We start from the raw sequence: 18,494 nt of genomic DNA, 5'->3' as shown, positions 1-18,494 counted from the left end.
TTATCCAATAATCAGTTCTTAACCTATTGTTTGAAATGCAAGTATTACTTATGAAAGTACATCCTGATTTATACTTGTATATTCATTCTTTTTAGAACTTGTGAGTTCTATCACAGCAGTAACCTGATTACTGAAATAAAATTAGTAATTTTATAGAAAAACATACAAAGTAATCTATGGATTTACTACAACTAAGTTTAGTGTTAGGTCAAACAATGGGAATTGTAGACACACAGAAAATTCAAGTAAAAGATAACCCAAACCAGGAAATAAATAGAGTGGTGAATCAATCGCAAATATCTACATTCCGAGGAAAATTGGTTTACGAAGAAATTCCGCCGTTCATGTCGGTTCGCGCTTATTTAGGCGAAGAATTTTTTCTGATTACCGATACATCAAACCATACTAAATTAGTCTTGCGTCCATCAGAGGAAGTATCTCACAACACATTGCAATCATTACATAATCAACAAGTAGAAATTACAGCCAAATATGTTCTAGGGACTCGCCCAAAAGTTACTGAAGCTGCTTGTCCTTTAGATGCTGATGGTGAATGTCTGCCTCAAGGTGAAGGTTATCAAGTATTATCGATAGTGTTGTTAAAACCACATACTAAATAAGTATTTATCTTGCTCTGTGCTTCAGTGTCTCTGCGTGATCACCTGAGTAAGTTTACTTGATATTTAATTCTTCATAGTTGCCAGTGTATACACTCACTATTGCTATACTGATTTATTTAGTTGCTCATTCTCAATAAAAACAAATTTATTGCTTTGATAACCATCACCAATTGATTAATCTAATATCATTAGGACTTACGCATCAAAACAAAAAATCAAGGGTTTTGGCGAGGGTGGGGGTTCAGGGGTATAGGGGTGTACTGATTCAAAATCCATACACCCCAAACCCTTTCACCCTGACACCCAATCTCCACAGATAATCTTTGTGCGTAAGTCCTAATCATATCCGGTAAATCAGTTATGATTCAACACATCTGTGCAGAAAGACAAAACTCTTTCTCCTCCTGCCCCCTGCGGTTGTTATGATAAGTCTTTTACCGGACACGATATTACCCCTAACGAACTTCGATTCAGCCAGGGCTAATTACCTATTAATTGTTATCGCTTTTGCTGGTTGACCAGATGCGTAAATCTTCCACATTCTCAGGTAAGCTTGCTCTAAATTGCGAGTATAAAGCGGAGTATCAAACAGTGGATATGTGGTAAGATTTTGGGCTAATTTCTGGTTAATTTGTTGTAATTTTTCAGGAGATTTAGCTAAATTAATTGCTAACTGTTCATAAGTCTCTAAACTGTTAGTTATCAACTCAGGTAAACCAATTGCCATTAACAAACTAGCGCCTACACGCGAAGGAAAAGTTTCCCCAGGACAGGTAATTACTGGCAATCCAGCCCATAAAGCATCACTCGCAGTTGTGTGAGCATTGCAGTATAAAGTATCTAAAAATAAATCTGCTAATTTATGCCTAGCTAAGTGTTTAGCCTTGGCTTCGGGTGGGGCAAAAATTAAGCGATCGCCATTTATTCCTCTGGATTCGGCTTCTCGGCGCAAATTAGCTTCATTAACAGCAGAGCGAGCAATTAACCACAAAACACTTCCTGGTATAGCCGCTAAAATTCTCATCCAAACATCGAAGATTGTTGGTTCAATTTTGTAGTGATTATTAAAGCAGCAAAAAACAAAACCTGATTCTGGTAAACCGTATTGCGAACGGGTGACAGGATGATCCGATATTACTTGTTGGTAATCGTTAACTTGGTAACTGTGTGGTAAAGTAACAATTTTCTCACTAAATGTATTAGCAAATTCTGGTGGAGTAACTACTGCATCGCCAATAATATAGTCTACAAAATCACTACCCATTGTTCCAGGAAAAGCCAAATAGTTGACTTGAATGGGTGCTGGACGCAAAGCAAGAATTTGGCTGCGGGAACCAAATGTATAAGCATTAATATCAACTAAAATATGAATTCCATCATTAAAAATAAGTTCGGCACTTTCTTCAATAGATAAATCTGCAATATCTTGAAAGTGTTCGCTATAATTTGCAATATACTGACGATATTTACTATTATCATCTTCACCACAAGAGTAAGTGAAAATTTCAAAATCTGCTTTATTGTGTAAACGGAATAAATTCTTCATTAAGTGGCTAGTAGCATGGGCGCGAAAATCATTGGATAAATAGCCAATGCGTAATCTACCTTTCAAAGAGCGTGAATGTTGAAAATTTAAACTTTGCCGTAATTGTTCCCATTTTTGAGATATGGAACTGCCATAAGTCTTAGCTACTTGCAAAAATAACTTTCTATCCCAAGGCTTGTTTAATGAATTGAATGGATTAAGGGTTGTTTGCTTACCAGTTGCTAATTCTTGAATAGTTTGTTCCCAAAGCTTAGTTAAATCTGTTTGACGCGATCGCCAGTCGCAAGTCATCTCTTTGAGATAAAATAAATTAGTAAACGCCTCAGCCGAACCGGGCTGCATTTCTAAAATTCGCTCAAATATCCGCTTAGGTTCGTTAACCTCGCCTTTGCCGAACATAGCTAACATTGTTAGCATTATCCCAAGACGGTTGAGAGCTTTAATATAATTTGGTTTAGATTGAATTGCGGAACGAAAACAAGCAATCGCACCTTCTAAATTATTTTGTGATTCTAAGACAATCCCTAGATTTAAATAAGCCTCAGCATATTCGGGATTTATCTGCAAAGCTTCCCGAAACTTCGTTGCTGCTTGGGGTAATTTACTTTGCATTTGCAAAACCAGACCCAAATTATTATGAGCAAAAGCATAATCTGGTTTACTTTGAATAGCAGCAGTCAAACATTTAATTGCCTCATCTAAATCTTGGGCATCTACTCGCAAAATACCTAAATTATTATATGCTTGAGCATGATGAGGATTAATTTCTATAGCTTTTTGATAAGCTAAAATAGCTGCCTCAGTTTGTCTCTGACTTTCTCTAATTACTCCTAGTTGATACCAAGCCGGAGCATAGCGAGGATGTTGAGCAATGAGTTTTTCGTATTGCGCGATCGCTTCGAGAATTTTCCCTTGTTTTTGTAATGTTAATGCTTCTGCGTACAAATGTTCTGCCGTCGGCCAAATTAATTCAGGTTGCGATGTATCTAAGAATTGGTGAGTGGGAAATTGGGAATTGGGAATAGGGATGATGGATTTATTTTCAGTTAATTTGATTGCAGATGATGGCAGATTTTGTTTAACTAAAGGCGAAAGAGGATCTAGATTAATTAACTGATGAATTTCATCACAGAGAAATCCCATAACTTGAGGGCAGTTAACCTTTGATAATATCTGCACGTCAAAAATTTCAGTGACTTCCCCTTCTAACCGCAACCAGTGAACCATTGCACCAGTTTTTAGGTCAATTACCATCAAACCGCATTCAGTTTCAGCGTTGTTATTGACTAGCTTGACACTATGATGACTAGTTTTAGATAACCCAACGATCGCATAATCTCCAACAAACGCCAACCCCCGCAACCAACCAGAACCCAAAGTCACCGCTTGAAATTTTCCACTATATATATCGATATAGCCAAATTCTCTGGTACCAGCATTCAACAACCACAACTTATCTTGATAAAATCGTGGCGAATGCGGCATAGATAAACCTGTCGCCACAACTTCGTCAGACTGAATATCTACCACACAACCGTTATTTTGCCATGTCTGCTGCCAACCATTCGCCACATCAGATTGGCTATAAGCTGTCACGTAGCGGGGTTTACCGTTCACTATCGCTAAACCATTCAACTGACAGCGATTTTCATTCACCAAATGAGAGATAAAACGAGGCTTCCATAAGGGAATGCAACTATAGCGATCGCTCACTGTTGCTACACAGTTTAACAAACTACTGACAAATACAATGCGGTTATTTTCTGTTTCTACCGCTAAATCCTGAATTCCTAAATCCCCAGTAGTATAGCCAACTCGCGGGATATATAACTTGTCATAGCCATCATAAATTTGCCCCGGTACTAAAGAATTATCTAACTGCCAAATTTGCCCTTTAGTACCCAGATAAATCCTGTCATCAGTTATGTATAACCCCGCAGCTTGCTCAAACACCCGTTCAAATCCCGAAATTTGCCCTTGGTGATTCACACCCAACAATATTAACCGCGAACTTTGAGGTGTAGTGATCGCAAGGCTAATCTGTTGAGATTGTAACCAATTCACGAAATTAGGGGAAGCAGAAATTTGTAGAGCGATTTGGCGTTTAAGTGCGGGTGTGACAATCATATTTTTCAGTTTAGGAAGGTAGATGGAAATCCCTCACCTACATCCACCCCCATAATAAGAGGGTTGTTGTAAGTTATTAATTCCCTTTAAAAAGGAAGTCAGGGCGGAGCTTGAAAATATTCAATCAGGACGAGTGTATGGCTATAGATAAATACGCTTCCGTTAAGATCCCCCCGCCTACGGCGACCCCCTTAAAAAGGGGGACTTGAAGAAAATTTCCCCCCTTTTTTAGGCAATACGCTTCAGTTAGTAAGATTTAATTCTTGAAGATCCCCCTCAATCCCCTTTAAGGGGGACTTTAAGAGACTCTTAGCCCCCATTAAAAAGGGGGCTTTGAATCTTATTCCCCTCTTGAAAAGGGGGGCTAGGGGGGATCAAAGGCTTTACTGAAGCGTATTGGGCTATAGATAGGCATTCAATCGCTTTACACCTACCTGACTAACTAACCGCAGATTTTACCTTCCAGTCACAGAGAAATAACATCAGTATGATTACTGTCTAACAACAATCACTTTAAGGCTAATACGTAAATATACGTAGTAAAATATCATTGAGCTTCATCTCTGTCGAAATCTTCCCAGCAGAGGAAAATTCATTTTTTTATATTAGGAATTATTTTGACATCTATCCTAAGTAAGAGTTATTAAAGATACAGCTAACTGAAGGTTAAGCAAACCAGGTTGTGCTGAAACACTCAACAGAAATACCTCACGCACCCATTCGCAACTCTGGAATGTACCAAGATTTTAGCTAGTTACTCAGTAAACATCTACACACTAACAAACAATGACAACATCAGTAACCTTTGCCCCAGTCATTAACTACAGTGGTATCCGTTCTTTTTCAACAGTAGTTGGAGATTTCAACAAAGATAACATCCTAGATTTGGCGTACATAATCCCCGACACCGAAAACGAGGGTTTTCTTTTCCTACATTATTCGTCGCATCAGGTAATAGCTCAGGGAGCTTTAACTTTGCTAGTGCCCAAAGCTACAGCGTTGGGTTTGGATATAATTCAGCCTATTATCCCATTGACGTAGCAGTAGGAGACTTCAACGGTGACGGCTACCTAGATTTAGCAACCGCCAACCCAGGCAGTAGCACAATTTCGGTGCTACTCAACAATAAATCTGGTGGCTTTAGCTCTGCCATTACCTCCAGCGTTGGAAATTATGCTTATTCGATAAAAATAGGAGACTTCAATAACGATGGCAAAGATGACATTGCCGCAGCAGGCTCTAGTGGCGGCCTATCAACGCTGTTAGGTAATGGCTCTGGTAGCTTCGGCTCTCTGAGAACCTTCTCCTACTCCGAAATAGGTTATGGCAACCCAGCATTAGGAGACTTCAACCGTGACGGCTATCTAGATGTAGCAAGTCCAGATAGGAACAGAATTTTAGTACAACTTGGCAATAGCTCAGGAAGCTTCGGTACTGCAAGTGACTACAGCGTTGGAGGTGCTGTCAGTGATGTAGCAGTAGGAGACTTCAACGACGATGGTATCCTAGATTTAGTCAGCACCCAACCAAATAACAATACTGTATCTGTGCTGTTAGGTGATGGTAGTGGTAGCTTTGGCACTGTGACTAATTTAGCTGTTGGGGATTATCCATACCGTTTAAAAGTAGGAGACTTTAACAACGATGGCAAGGATGATATTTTCACACAAAACGATAATGGTACGATATCAGTACTGTTAAACAACACCATCATCCAAGGCAACTTCACCAACCCCAACGACGACATTTTTGAAATCGGTGGTAGCGAACTTACAAAAGTCAAAATCAAAATCCAAATCAAAGGACGCAGTACCGCCTTACTCAACGAACTTGGTGTCTTCAACGTTGATGACGACGAAGGCAAAATCGAAGGTATCTTACCAGGCGCAGCAGGTTATCAAGAAAAAGCCCTAGCACGCGCCAAAACCATCTTCTCAGTTTTAAACAATAACCCCACAGGCTTTGCACCCGAAAACCTCAGCCGCATCCTAGAATTTGAAGGTGGTACACAACTACGCTTTTACTTAAAATCCCAAGGTAGCATCATCTTCTCCAGCACCACCACCCAACAAATCACCTCGTCAAGTGAAGGTGGCTTCTCCATCGGTTGGAAAGATGGTTCCCGTGGTAACTCAGTATTTGATGACTTGCAAATCACTATCCAAGAAACCGATGAAGATTTACCCATCGGCATTGGTTTACAAGGAAAATCAGAAGGTGAAGCGATTGATTTGCGTGAATATAGCGGTGATAGCTTAATTGCTGGCACTTTTAGCGTTTACCGCGAAGCATCATACAACAACTATGTCGGCTTTTATAAAGTTGTTGATGAAAGCGGTGGTATTGATACCAATGGTGATGGTACAGCCGATGTTCTTGTTGGAGACGCTGGTTATCTGCAAGCCGCAATTAACCAACGGGTGACAGGTATTGGTTTATCAGTCGGTAATCAAAGTACTGGTAATAGTGAGTCTAATTTTACTGGTGGTGGCATTTATGTACCATTCTTGGTGATTAATGGTGGTATTGATGCTTTGTTAGATAGCAATACCAGCAATGACCCAACGGTATTCTTTACGTTTTTAGGTGCCAACTCTGACAAAACTCAGCATGTGCGGATATTAGGTGATAATACCTTCGGCTTTGAGGATTTGGTTGGTGGTGGTGACAATGATTTCAACGATGTCATTGTCAAAATTAATTTAACTGCTCCGACGCAAAATTTATAATGTGTCATAGCTACCCAACTTTTTCAAAAAAGTCGGGGAGCTAAACACCCACAACCTGTCAAAATAATTTTGGCAAACTACTAGTAAGACTTTTAGCCTCTACCTGCTGACTCCTGCTTTTTGTCTCCTGTTATGCAAGGTATCCTCAAATGAGCATAAGCATCGCTCAGTTGGACAGCCTCTGGTGGTAAGTGCAGAAGTATACAGCATTTGTAGACAGCAGCTTGGTATTCTCGCCATTGCCTACGGATAACTGCACTTGTAGCATTGTTACCTAAATCTGTAAATTTTAGACCAGCCCTAGCCAGCCAAACTTCGACATCGGTGGTTTCACCAACTGGATCAGATATAGAAGTAGCGTTATTCATATTTTCAGTATATTTGCTGGATCAAAAGTTAAATAAGCCTTCAAAAATGGGATTGCGAAAAATAACTAAATATTATTGAGCCGAAAGCAAAATCATTAGTCGGTTTTGAGATATTTTACCTCTACCGCAGAGCAGATATTTGCTAGGGTACGTCAAAAGATATACAGTATCCTCAGTGTTGTAGATTCAGTATATGCAGAGAATTGAAAATCAGCAATTTGGTTTAATTGTCTAATTCATAAAATTAATTTATTGGAATAATATTTGATTGTAGCAATCAGAGGTTAATTTTAGCTGTCAATTTCACTAATCTTTCTCCGGCTGATTGCAAGGTATCGGTTTTTTTACTAAAACAAAAGCGGATGAATGAATTGCCTTTTTCTGGTTGACTGAAAAAGCTAGAACCAGGAACAACAGCCACCCCAATTTCTTTAATTAAATAATTAGTAAATTCAATATCTGTTTTGTAACCAAATTTGGCAATTTCAGCAAATATATAGTAAGCGCCTTGCGGTACAAAATAAGGAATACCTGCCTGATCTAAAATCGATAACAGATTGTCTCTTTTTTGATGATAAAGTTTAGCAAGTTCTTCATAATAGGATGGCGGTAGTTGCATGGCAGCAACTCCGGCTCGTTGCAATGGTGCAGGTGCGCCTACAGTGAGAAAGTCATGAACTTTTCTGATAGCTCCTGTTAATGCTGGTGTTGTCACAATATAGCCAACACGCCAGCCAGTCACACTGTATGTTTTAGAAAGACCATTGATAGTAATTGTGCGTTCTTCCATTCCCGGAAGTGTCGCTAGGGCAATATGTTGATTTCCGTCATAGAGAATGTGTTCGTAAATTTCATCTGTGAAAGCTAGAACATCCCACTTTTGACAAAGTTCAGCAATTATGGTTAGTTCTTCACGAGTAAAAACTTTACCTGTGGGATTGTGTGGAGTATTAATAATAATTGCTTTGGTTTTGTTGTTAAAAGCTTGACGTAACTGAGTTTCATCAAATCTCCAATCAGGGGGATGTAGCGTAATGTATCGGGGTGTTGCCCCTGCGAGAATTGCATCAGGCCCGTAGTTTTCGTAATAAGGTTCAAAGACAATTACTTCATCACCTGGATCAATAGTTGCTAACATCACAGCCGCCATTGCTTCTGTAGAACCACAGGTGACAGTGATTTGTGTTTCTGGATTAATTTCTAGTCCTAAATACCACCTCACTTTACTCGTGATCGCTTCTCGAAATGCTTTGTCTCCCCAAGTAATTGCATATTGATTAACATCAGCTTCAATTGCTTGATAAGCTGCTTGTTTCAACTCTAATGGACAGGAAAAATCAGGAAATCCCTGCGCTAAATTCACTGCACCATATTGGACAGCTAATCGAGTCATTTCTCGAATTACAGATTCTGTAAATTGTTGCGCTTTCGCAGAGATTTTTTGACGCTGAATTTCTCTCACCTAACTTCTCCTATGACTGGGGAATTAATCAATACTTTTACAGTTCTTGGGGATTGGGTCGCCAGCGTAAAACATAAGCTTCTAAAACGCGCACACCCCAATCGAGTAAAACGCTAATAAATGCCAAAACTACCAATATTGCCCAGGCTTGATCAACGTTTAAAGTTCCCTGGGCTGACATTAACAAATAACCCAATCCCTGGGTTGAACCGATATACTCAGCCACTAAAGCACCAACCAATGCCATACCTAAACTAGTACGAATCCCCGCAATTACCCAACTCAGCACTGAAGGTAATACAACCATATACAACATCTGCCAGCGATTTGCCCCCATTACTTGAAATGCAGAAACTAACTCGCGTTCAATACTTTGGAGTCCTTGATATGTTGTAAAAAATATTGGAAAAAACGCGGCTAAAGCTGCCAATAATACTTTTGAGAGTAATCCAATGCCAAACCAAACAATAAAAAATGGCGCTAAAGCAATTCTTGGTAAAGAATTAAATATCTGAACGTAAGGAAGGGTAATTTTAGCTCCTGATGGTGAATATGCTAAAACTATTCCCAGACTTACACCGCCAGTCATGGCTAAAACTAGTCCAGTCATTGCTTCTTGGAACGTCACAAAAATATGTTGAAATATACTCCCGCTAGATAGTAGTTGCCATATCTGCTGCACAATCAAACTAGGTTTACCAACAAGTGCTGGTTCAATAAAGGGAGAAATATTAAATGCACCTGTGCCGATTTCCCACACCAGTAAAATGACAACCAATGGTGTGATTTGGATGGCTAGTTGTATGATGCGTTTTTCCCAACTAATTTGATTAGGAAGAGAACTGATATTTTTTGATTTATTGTTACTAAAAGCAAGAGCAGATTGTCCCAGGGTTAAGCTGCGATCGCGGGTGGTTTTCATATTATGCAATTAAGTTTTTAACAGGGAAATCCCTCGGTCTGGTTGTAATACTTGCGTGGTTAACTCTGACCACATCTCACGCTGGATTTGTTGAAATTTGGGGTCAGTCCGAATGGCGATCGCCGAGCGTTCTGGAGGTAAGTCAATCTGAAATTCCTTGACAATTTTGCCAGGACGCGCACTCAATAAAAATACACGCTGTGATAATGCGATCGCTTCATCTAGGTCATGTGTTACCAACACAAATGTACATCCCGTATCACGCCAAACTCGTAAGAATTCATCTTGTAAAAGAGCGCGTGTTTGGGCATCCAAACTACTCAAAGGCTCATCAAGTAATACGACATCAGGTTGATAAATTAATGTCCGAATCAGTAATACACGCTGCTGCATTCCTCCTGATAATTCCCTCGGAAAACTATTTTCAAAACCTGATAAGCCATATTTTTCCAGCATAGCCAAGGCGATTTTTCTTCTTTCATACCGGGGTACACCACGAATTTCTAAAGGCGCGGTCACATTATCTATAACTGTCCGCCAAGGTAACAAAGTTTGCTTTTGAAATAAATAACCAATTTCTTTGATGCCACTGATATTAAAACTACCATTTACTTCTGTACCACTATTAATTAATCCCGCAATCACATTTAATAATGTACTCTTGCCGCAACCACTAGGGCCAATTAAGCTGACAAATTCACCAGCATTGATAGTCAAACTCACATTTTGCAATGCTTCAATCCGTTTATTCTTACTCCAGTAAGAAATGCTGAGATTGTGGGTGCTGATTGTCGGGACTGACATATTTTTGCTTATTCCTCATACTTGATCAAGCCAACTTTGCTGGAGGAAAAATTTCCTCCCTGGTCTGCCACTATGCAAAGTTTGTGTGACAAACTACTAAGCGCGACGACCTGCAAATTTATCAAATACTCCTTCAGTATAAGGAACCATTTTCTTAATAATTCCGGTGTCAAAGAATACTTTTTGATCAGCCAGATAAGCCTCTTGACTAATAGAAGCATCTTTAGGAACAGAGCGTTTAAGTTCTGTATTTAACCCTGTCAAAATAGCATCTAAATTTTTGCTATCAAACCGTTTACCCACCACTTGCAAAATTTGTTCTGGTGGGGTTTGGTGCATATATGTAAAAGTCCGATTGGCAACTTCAACTAATCTTTTCACCGCCTCAGATTTTTGGGAAGTTACACGTTCATGGCTCAACCAAGCACGAGTCATCGCCTCATTAGCACCAAAGTATTTTTTATGTACTTCTGGATCTAAAGCATTTAATAGTTGAAAAACTGCTCCTTCTTTGATGAGTTTGTGCAAGTCTGGCGCACCTGCGATCGCTGCATCTACTTGCCGAGATTTAATTAATGTATAAGTAGAAGCAGTGGTACTTTGAACATACTCCACATCTTTATCGCTCAAACCATTTTGACGCAGATATTTAACGAATACGGCCCAACTCCAAGTCCCAATTTCACCGGCAGAAACTTTTTTACCTTTGAGGTCAGCAACGCTTTTAATTTGAGATTGCAAATCAGAGCGCACAATTAAGGAAGTATCTACCAAATTACGACGATTGGCTACAACATTTAACGGCACACCCTTGAGGCGCGAAAGATAGACGTGTAAAGGTGCTTGGGCTGTAAAATCAATTTCCCCTGCAATCAGCGCATCGCGCATCTTTGCACTACTTTGAAAGGTAATGACTTCCGCATTTAAACCAGCCGCATTGAAATAACCTAAATCTTGTGGAATCCACACATCAATCGAGTTAATTCCGCTTACCGCCCCCAGTTTGACGCTGATAGTTCCTTGATTAGCACCAGGCTGGGTGATATTATTACAGGCTTGTGTCGCTAGAGCAGTTGTTACTCCTAAAGAAGCATATTTTAAAAAGTCTCTACGTGTAGGCATTGGCTTATTCAAGGTTTATTCAATCAGCACCACTTATTCAACAGAAAAACGTGGGGTTGCCAAATTTGGATCAGCCCACGTTTATCGGGCAGTTTCTTCAAAAATTAACCAACAGTCAAAACTCGGTTATCAACAATTTGCTGGAAGGTTGCATCAGGTTGAATCAGTCCCCATTTCACCATCCAGTTGTAAGTCCGATGAAAATCCGCCTCGCAGTATGGTGCTGGGTCTGCATAGCGCAAACGGTTGCGACGGAAGTCTGACGGTTCTAGATGAACAATCTCTTCAGATACGTCATCGATCAGATATTTCACATAGCGGGTGGGGTCTTCTTGTAAATCCTTCACCGCACGACGGATAGCTTTGTTAATGGCTTCAAAGCTGGCTTGATCTACTTCTGGACTAGCAATTTCTAGACCTACATAGTGAGCCTCGGCAATAATCTTGTAGCCGAGTTTTTCAGCGACTGTAATCCAAGGTTCCATCACCGCCACTGCATCAACTAGGCCATCACGCAAAGCGAGAAAGCGGTTGAATTGTTTGGGTTGACTACCGCCTTCAATGTGAACTACTTTAATCTCTTCTTGGGGAAGGAAGCCTTCAAGTGTTTGGATGGCGATGTAGTGGGAACCGTGATGAAAATTCACACCCACCGGTACATTAGCGAGGTCTTGGGGGATGTTGTAGGGTGAGTCTGGACGGACAATAATGGCTTGACTGGCGATCGCCGCCCGTTTAGCAATTACCTGTCCACCACGAGAACTGTCGTATGTGCGGCGTACTTGTCCCCATTCACAGGCGCGGTAAAGGCTGCTTTGGCCTTGCTCAAACAAAGAGGGGCCACCAAAAGAACTAACTTGACGATGATCATCAATTAGGGTGATGTTAGCTGGGCGATCGCCATAATTGCGTTTGACAAACTCAATCTCCAGCCCTAATTCAGCAAAGTAACCTTGATCACGAGCCACATAGTAAGGTAGTGAGAACACTGTGCCACTAATCTCGGTGGTAATTTTCTTGAGTGCCAAATTTGCGTTACTCAAGGGTTTGTCTCCTGATTTTTATCGGTCAAGAATTATTCTCCGGTAAATACACGGATTTAGTCAAGATTAAAAATATTTATTTACAGTAGTGCAGATGATTCTAATGAAGCAGTCAAACTTCAGTTATCAAAAAACATACGTATATAAAACTATAGGAATACGGTTTGATTACTGAATCTAGTTGTGTGGTGCGCGTTCGCAAAGCGTCTCGCAGAGAAGCGCAGCGCAAGCGCGATACGCAGAGAGTAAGAAATAAGCCTGATCCGGGTGTACTGATTTTTTTCCCAAATCAAATATGAGTCCTATAGATTACAATTTCTATAGATGATTATTATTGGAAATTTTAGACTCACATCAAATTGGTAGAGACTAAGTTCTGACTAATAATATTGCTGATTGATTACCTATATTGTGAATATTCAAAATAACTTGATTTTCACTTGATGTACAGCCCAAAAGTATCTTGATTTCTGTATCACGCTTTTCCAAATCTACACTACAGATAACAGATGTTACTCTTTTATGAGATAAACTTCCGATCCAGACATCAATATTAGAGGCATCCCCAGCTTGAGTATCTGCCAAATATCCATAGTCCAAAGGGTAAATGAAGGAGGCATATTTGGGATGTGTGCTTCCTTTTGAACGCTCAATTTTGATATTACTAGTAGCGACTAACTGATCTAATTTCTTCCAGAAGTCATTGCTTTGCGTCATAACGATGCTCATTAGATATCTTATTGACTTAACAGGTTTGGTAATAATCTCATATCATTAAATACAACAGATGCACCAACTTCTAGTAATGTTTCTGGATTCGTCAATTCTGCATAACCAAACACAGTCATCCCTGCATTAACTCCTGCTTTTACGCCAGTGGGTGTATCTTCAATCACCGCACATTCCTGGGGTAAGAAGCCCATTTTTTTAGCTGCATGTAAGAATACATCAGGATAAGGTTTACTGCGTTGAACATCTTCAGCACTAAATATTTTTCCTACAAAATATGATGATAATTTTGTGACATCTAGAGCTTTATAAATCCAATCATAGTTACTATTTGATGCTAGACAGTAAGGAATATTCAAATTGCTTAAAACATCATGTATTCCTGTTACTGGTAGCAAATCGCTGTCAAAAGCTTCTAAAACCCGTTGATGAAATTCATGGCTAAAATTATCCGGTGGAGCTTTACCAAGCATATTTGCAATTATCTCGATAGCTTGAGACATTGATTTGCCCACAAAAATCTTAAATATCTCGTCTAAAGTTAGCGTGAGTTCTATTTCTGTCAGCATTTCTAACAAAATTTGATTGGCAACTCGTTCACTGTCAATCAGCACACCATCACAATCAAAAATAATTAAATTGAATCTGTCCATGAATTAGTCAAAATTTTGATTTTTGTCCAATGACATAATACCAATTTAAGCTGAAACTGCTCTCCATAAATTATAGAGAGACGTTATATACAACGTCTCTCTATAATTTACTGCTGAATTGCATTTAGTTTATAGGATTTACGCATCAAAACGAAAAATCAAGGGTGTAGGGGTTCATGGGTATAGGGTGTACTTATTCAAAATCCTTACACCCCAAACCTTTACACCCTTACACCCAATCTCCACAGATAATCTTTGTGCGTAAATCCTGGCTTAATTGAGTGCTGATTCTGCTAATACTTTCTCAGATTTTTGCTTTAGGACTGTTGGTAAATCACTAGTTAATGGCTCACCTTCAACTATTTGTGATTTAAAGCCATCAGGCCCGACGGGAATGTCACCTGTAATCGTAGTGCGATAGAGTACGCGCTCTACTTCTACATGATCTAAATCTTGGGGTGCTAAATGTGAGGTGGCGCGGTTATCCCAAAAGGCAATATCACCATTGTTCCACCGGAAGCGAGTGGTGTAAGCAGGTTTGGTGATTTGGTTGAAGAATAACTCCAGTAATAATTCACTTTCTTGTGGTGAGACATCAAGAATGTGTGAAGTAAAGCCAGGGTTCACAAACAAGGCTTTTTCACCAGTCTCAGGATGAACGCGCACTACTGGGTGAATTGAAACTTGGGGATTAGCGGCAATACGCTGGGCATATTTGCTGTTGCTGGGTAAGCGTAAGCGTGCATTAAACCGATGTTCGGCTTTTAATCCATCAGCTAACTTCCGTATAGGTTCTGATAGACCCTCATAAGCTGCAACTAGATTAGTCCATTGTGTGTCACCACCAAAGCTAGGAACATTCACCGCCCGTAAAATTGAACCCGCAGGAGGATTTACAACCGCAGTCACATCGGTGTGCCAACGGCTTTCGTAGCTGGTACGGCGTAGACCATTGCGACGCTCAAAGCGGCTACGGTCAATTGGTAAGATTTGGGAAAAGCCTTCTATTGGCTCGTCTTCGTGGGGGTGTGCGTAGGTCACTTCACCAAAACGAGCCGTGAAGGCAATTTGGGCAGCATGATCTATGTTTTGATTGCGAAAGAATACGACTTTCCACTTCAATAATGCTTTGCGAATTTCGGCAACTACCTCATCTTGCAAAGGACGTGAAAGATCCACTCCATTAATTTCAGCACCAGTGAATCCAGAAGTAGGTTTAACTTCAATATGTTTGTAACCCATGTTTATTCTCCAAAGTTTGTATAACAGAAGGTAGAAAACAACCCTGATGAAATCTGCTGCACCACTAATCGGGATAGAAAACGAATGTCCGTAACTCTATACTTTCTCTTGGTGGTGCATCTGAAGGACTGGTAGGATCTTCAAAAGCTGTATGAGCCGCAAATCTAGCGCGTCCGTCTTCCGCAGAATCGAAACATTTGATAAACAGTAGTTCGTCTCTTTGCATTTGCGGAAAGTAGAACCATTGGTGTTCTTGGTTATACGTAACTGCGTAGGTTTCACCAATGCGATGTCTAGCGACAAGCCGCAAAGCGTCTACGCGGTATACTAAATCTCCGGCTACAAGGTCGCTTTGTGCAATACTTTGAGCATCACACACTGCCAACGGTGACTCTTGAATTGTTTGAGCAATCCCCCGCCAAACATTGATAATGGCAAACCTTTTTTGTAATAAACTACCAATGTCTTGTATACCTCTTGCGCCCAACTCTTTATAAGCCCTGGTATAACCAGATTTAGCGGTGAAATCGTTGTGTACACGCTTGGCAGGCTCTTTAATATTGTTTTCACCGGGCTTTGATTGTGCCGCATTCCGCAAAGTGTGATCAAAGATCACCACTTGAGTTGCACCCGTTAGTTCTTTGAGTATTTGCTCGGCTTCTGGGTAATAGATTTGACGGATTTCGTCTTCATCATAAAAGTCGCGGACGCTGGTATTGTAGGCATTAAAGGCAAAACCTTGCTGATCTAAAGAGATTTTTTCCGCGATGGCACGAGCATTATAAATAGGTAGTTGATAAGTCTGGAAAGTGCCGTTGGTACGGGTAACTCCTGGTGGTGGTTCATAAGTATAGTTGACAGGCTTTTCTGCCATCGGGATAAGATAGCTGAGATTAGCTTCTACCGATGGCAAACCATAAGCAAGCGGTTTATCTAGAACTTGATGATTGAAGCTCATAGGTTATACCTATTGGAAAATTATCAAAACTACGCAGATTTAGCCGACTCCCGCCTTAGCTGGCTGTTGCCACACGGCATTAGCATACAGTGATGGCTCAAAGTCTGGTGCAACATTGTCACTGGTAATTCGGGCTTCGTGTAGTGACCAGTCAGCAAAGAATAAGTCGTGGCTAATGCGTGAGACAATTGCTGGCACATCCCGCCGGATGCTGGGGACATCGCCGATGGGTAGACCAAAACTGACGAAGCCAGCCGGATTAAACACATGAATATCTTTGAGATAAGAAGCCGTACCAGGGACTTTTTCTAGATATTCATGAGCAGAACCAAGGTAAGGATAGGTGCTAAGTTGCTCGTTGCGTTGGTCGGCTGGCGGTTCGTAGCGATCGCGCCACAGGGCAATATGATGAGCAAAATCAGCTAGTTCTGGCCGTCTGGTGGGATCGACAAAGTAGCCAGTCCCCGCGATCGCAAAATCGAACTCAAACACATCATCATTCACTTGCGCCACAATGCGATCGTCTTGAGGATTCGCTTCTTTCCAAGGTGCAGATAAATGCAGATGGAAATTAGCAAAGGCTGTGACTCGCTCAATCGCATCCGGTGGTGGTGTTGAGCCAACTTGATTAAACCGCCAAGCTTGGAACCACCGCGCTGCATCAGGTAATTGCCAATAGTTATTGTAAGCTCCAGGATAACCCCGCACACGAATCACAGGCAAAGATGCAATTTGCGATCGGCGTGCAAATAAATGCACTTCCTTTGCACCTGATTCTAGTGCCACACCCGCCGCATCAAAAGCCGAAGCCGCCGCACCCAAAACAGCTACCTTCTTACCACGCAACGCCTCAAAGTCAATTTCTTCCGAGGTATGTGCATATAAATTGCGTGGCAGAGATGTTAATACAGAGGGGATGTTTGCCCCACCAGTACCAGCTACACCATTAGCAAAGATAATCTTACGTGTGGTTTCTACCTGTGTGACACCATTCACTTCCAGATGTAGGCGAAAGAAACCTGCGGCGGGTTCAACTCGCACCAACTTTGTCTGATACCGAACTGGAATGTCTAAGAAATGCCGATACCAACTAAGATACTCTGCCCATAATACTCTGGGAATGCGGTCAATAGCGGCGTATGCTTCAGATCCGTGTCGCGCCTCGTACCAAGCCTGAAACGACAGTTCGGGGATTCCCAGTTCTGGCCCTGGGAGATTTTTCGGTGTGCGTAGCTTTTTCATCCGCGCTCGTGTCAGCCATACGCCTGCATTAGCTTCGTTTTCAGCTGCATCGATAATTGTCACGCGGCCAATACCTGCACGTCGCAGCGCAAATGCAAAAGTGCTACCACTGCCACTACCACCTACTATGGTGACATTGTGGTCAATCTCTGGATGATCAGGTATCCAGTTTTCGGGATCGGGGCCGATGAGGCGCAACGCTTCGCGTGCGGCAAAATCAGCGTCAGTCGTTGTTGTCATATCGGTCTTTCAGGATGAAACGAGGTTTAAGCGAGATTCGTACTGGAAGAAAAATAATCGTTTGTCTGATGCCAAGATAATGTTTTATTACAACCAAAGTTAGTTGCAGACATTTATAGGACTTACGAGCAAACTTCGGGAGGTCATGGAGGAATGAGAGTTTAAGAGAGTTCTTGCGTAAGTCCTAATTTACTAATTACTGCGCCAAGAGTGAGATAAGTCCCAAGGATTTCGTGTTGTGAGTGATTGACCACAAATTTTTGTAGTAATTTACTCAGCAGATACAGCTTACATCTGTTGATACCAAAAATATGTACTGACGATCACAATCTTTGTGACCCTAATAATTAGTTTATCTAATATTAAGTTTTGCAAACAGCTTATGGTTCATGAAACCAAGTAAAAGAAAGGCCTTTTAGCTTACTAAAAAATCCCAATTTCTTGGGTTTTGGTGGAGGAAAAAATTGAGCATCAGGAGATATTTGTGGTGGTAATTCCCAAATATCACGGCTTTTATATCCTTCCCGTTCTGCTAAAGGATAATGTTCGTTAATTGCTCCAAATTCACCGTCTAATAATTCTCTTTCTATTTCGTGAAACATATTTTCACCATGAATAAAATTTTGAGAATCTGTACTTTGCTAGATAAGATTCATATCCTATTTCTGCTTTACTACTCCCAACTCA

The 18,494-nt window shown here is 40.8% G+C and carries 15 protein-coding genes; 2 read left to right on the top strand and 13 right to left on the bottom strand.

All coding sequences use genetic code 11. From position 1 onward, the window contains the following. The first annotated feature begins 176 nt into the window (after positions 1-176). Positions 177-620 (top strand): hypothetical protein, encoded by a 444-nt coding sequence (locus H6G28_RS05585; protein WP_190669512.1) that lies wholly within the window; start codon positions 177-179, stop codon positions 618-620. 484 nt (positions 621-1,104) lie between these two features. Here the strand turns inward: H6G28_RS05585 and H6G28_RS05580 are convergent, their stop codons facing one another. Next, positions 1,105-4,293 (bottom strand): TIGR03032 family protein, encoded by a 3,189-nt coding sequence (locus tag H6G28_RS05580; protein WP_190669510.1) that lies wholly within the window; start codon positions 4,291-4,293, stop codon positions 1,105-1,107. Positions 4,294-5,324: 1,031 nt separating this feature from the next. On the opposite strand from H6G28_RS05580, the gene H6G28_RS37605 reads away from it, so the two are divergent. Further along, the gene (locus tag H6G28_RS37605; protein WP_313949894.1) at positions 5,325-7,022 is read left to right on the top strand and encodes an FG-GAP-like repeat-containing protein; all 1,698 of its coding nucleotides are present in this window, start codon (positions 5,325-5,327) and stop codon (positions 7,020-7,022) included. 92 nt (positions 7,023-7,114) lie between these two features. Here H6G28_RS37605 and H6G28_RS05570 read toward each other — a convergent pair whose 3' ends face one another. The 12 genes from H6G28_RS05570 to H6G28_RS05515 all read right to left on the bottom strand — a co-directional run bounded on the left by H6G28_RS05570 (position 7,115) and on the right by H6G28_RS05515 (position 18,409). Continuing rightward, on the bottom strand, positions 7,115-7,390 hold the full coding sequence (locus H6G28_RS05570) for a hypothetical protein (protein ID WP_190669506.1): 276 nt from the start codon (positions 7,388-7,390) through the stop codon (positions 7,115-7,117). Between the two features lie 277 nt (positions 7,391-7,667). After that, the gene (locus tag H6G28_RS05565) at positions 7,668-8,852 is read right to left on the bottom strand and encodes a pyridoxal phosphate-dependent aminotransferase (protein WP_313949892.1); all 1,185 of its coding nucleotides are present in this window, start codon (positions 8,850-8,852) and stop codon (positions 7,668-7,670) included. 37 nt (positions 8,853-8,889) lie between these two features. After that, complete coding sequence (locus H6G28_RS05560) at positions 8,890-9,774, bottom strand: ABC transporter permease (RefSeq protein ID WP_190669504.1); 885 nt, start codon at positions 9,772-9,774, stop codon at positions 8,890-8,892. A gap of 9 nt (positions 9,775-9,783) precedes the next feature. Beyond that, complete coding sequence (locus H6G28_RS05555) at positions 9,784-10,578, bottom strand: ABC transporter ATP-binding protein (protein ID WP_190669501.1); 795 nt, start codon at positions 10,576-10,578, stop codon at positions 9,784-9,786. A 96-nt stretch (positions 10,579-10,674) separates the two neighbouring features. Then, entirely contained in the window at positions 10,675-11,700 is a 1,026-nt protein-coding gene (locus tag H6G28_RS05550) for an ABC transporter substrate-binding protein (protein ID WP_190589569.1), read from the bottom strand. A gap of 104 nt (positions 11,701-11,804) precedes the next feature. Next, positions 11,805-12,743 (bottom strand): ABC transporter substrate-binding protein, encoded by a 939-nt coding sequence (locus H6G28_RS05545; RefSeq protein ID WP_190589570.1) that lies wholly within the window; start codon positions 12,741-12,743, stop codon positions 11,805-11,807. Between the two features lie 369 nt (positions 12,744-13,112). Next, positions 13,113-13,460 (bottom strand): inorganic pyrophosphatase, encoded by a 348-nt coding sequence (locus H6G28_RS05540; RefSeq protein ID WP_190669499.1) that lies wholly within the window; start codon positions 13,458-13,460, stop codon positions 13,113-13,115. A gap of 20 nt (positions 13,461-13,480) precedes the next feature. Continuing rightward, entirely contained in the window at positions 13,481-14,125 is a 645-nt protein-coding gene (locus tag H6G28_RS05535) for an HAD family hydrolase (RefSeq protein ID WP_190669497.1), read from the bottom strand. Positions 14,126-14,398: 273 nt separating this feature from the next. Then, positions 14,399-15,367 (bottom strand): TauD/TfdA dioxygenase family protein, encoded by a 969-nt coding sequence (locus tag H6G28_RS05530; protein ID WP_190669494.1) that lies wholly within the window; start codon positions 15,365-15,367, stop codon positions 14,399-14,401. 64 nt (positions 15,368-15,431) lie between these two features. After that, on the bottom strand, positions 15,432-16,325 hold the full coding sequence (locus H6G28_RS05525; RefSeq protein ID WP_190669493.1) for a CmcJ/NvfI family oxidoreductase: 894 nt from the start codon (positions 16,323-16,325) through the stop codon (positions 15,432-15,434). A gap of 39 nt (positions 16,326-16,364) precedes the next feature. Further along, the gene (locus H6G28_RS05520; protein ID WP_190669491.1) at positions 16,365-17,807 is read right to left on the bottom strand and encodes an NAD(P)-binding domain-containing protein; all 1,443 of its coding nucleotides are present in this window, start codon (positions 17,805-17,807) and stop codon (positions 16,365-16,367) included. 380 nt (positions 17,808-18,187) lie between these two features. Next, a complete protein-coding gene (locus H6G28_RS05515) occupies positions 18,188-18,409 on the bottom strand; it encodes a hypothetical protein (RefSeq protein WP_190669489.1) in 222 nt (73 codons plus the stop codon). Between the last annotated feature and the right edge of the window lie 85 nt (positions 18,410-18,494).

The sequence above is a fragment of the Nostoc sp. FACHB-190 genome, from assembly GCF_014696905.1.
Classification (GTDB): Bacteria; Cyanobacteriota; Cyanobacteriia; order Cyanobacteriales; family Nostocaceae; genus Nostoc_B.
Note: the sequence above shows the minus strand (reverse complement) of the source record. Positions and strands in the feature narration are given on the sequence as shown.

Coding starts and splice junctions, on each gene's coding strand:
- H6G28_RS05585 (WP_190669512.1), top strand. CDS start 177: ATGGATTTACTACAACTAAGTTTAGTGTTAGGTCAAACAATGGGAATT.
- H6G28_RS05580 (WP_190669510.1), bottom strand. CDS start 4,293: ATGATTGTCACACCCGCACTTAAACGCCAAATCGCTCTACAAATTTCT.
- H6G28_RS05570 (WP_190669506.1), bottom strand. CDS start 7,390: ATGAATAACGCTACTTCTATATCTGATCCAGTTGGTGAAACCACCGAT.
- H6G28_RS05560 (WP_190669504.1), bottom strand. CDS start 9,774: ATGAAAACCACCCGCGATCGCAGCTTAACCCTGGGACAATCTGCTCTT.
- H6G28_RS05555 (WP_190669501.1), bottom strand. CDS start 10,578: ATGTCAGTCCCGACAATCAGCACCCACAATCTCAGCATTTCTTACTGG.
- H6G28_RS05550 (WP_190589569.1), bottom strand. CDS start 11,700: ATGCCTACACGTAGAGACTTTTTAAAATATGCTTCTTTAGGAGTAACA.
- H6G28_RS05540 (WP_190669499.1), bottom strand. CDS start 13,460: ATGACGCAAAGCAATGACTTCTGGAAGAAATTAGATCAGTTAGTCGCT.
- H6G28_RS05535 (WP_190669497.1), bottom strand. CDS start 14,125: ATGGACAGATTCAATTTAATTATTTTTGATTGTGATGGTGTGCTGATT.
- H6G28_RS05530 (WP_190669494.1), bottom strand. CDS start 15,367: ATGGGTTACAAACATATTGAAGTTAAACCTACTTCTGGATTCACTGGT.
- H6G28_RS05525 (WP_190669493.1), bottom strand. CDS start 16,325: ATGAGCTTCAATCATCAAGTTCTAGATAAACCGCTTGCTTATGGTTTG.
- H6G28_RS05520 (WP_190669491.1), bottom strand. CDS start 17,807: ATGACAACAACGACTGACGCTGATTTTGCCGCACGCGAAGCGTTGCGC.
- H6G28_RS05515 (WP_190669489.1), bottom strand. CDS start 18,409: ATGTTTCACGAAATAGAAAGAGAATTATTAGACGGTGAATTTGGAGCA.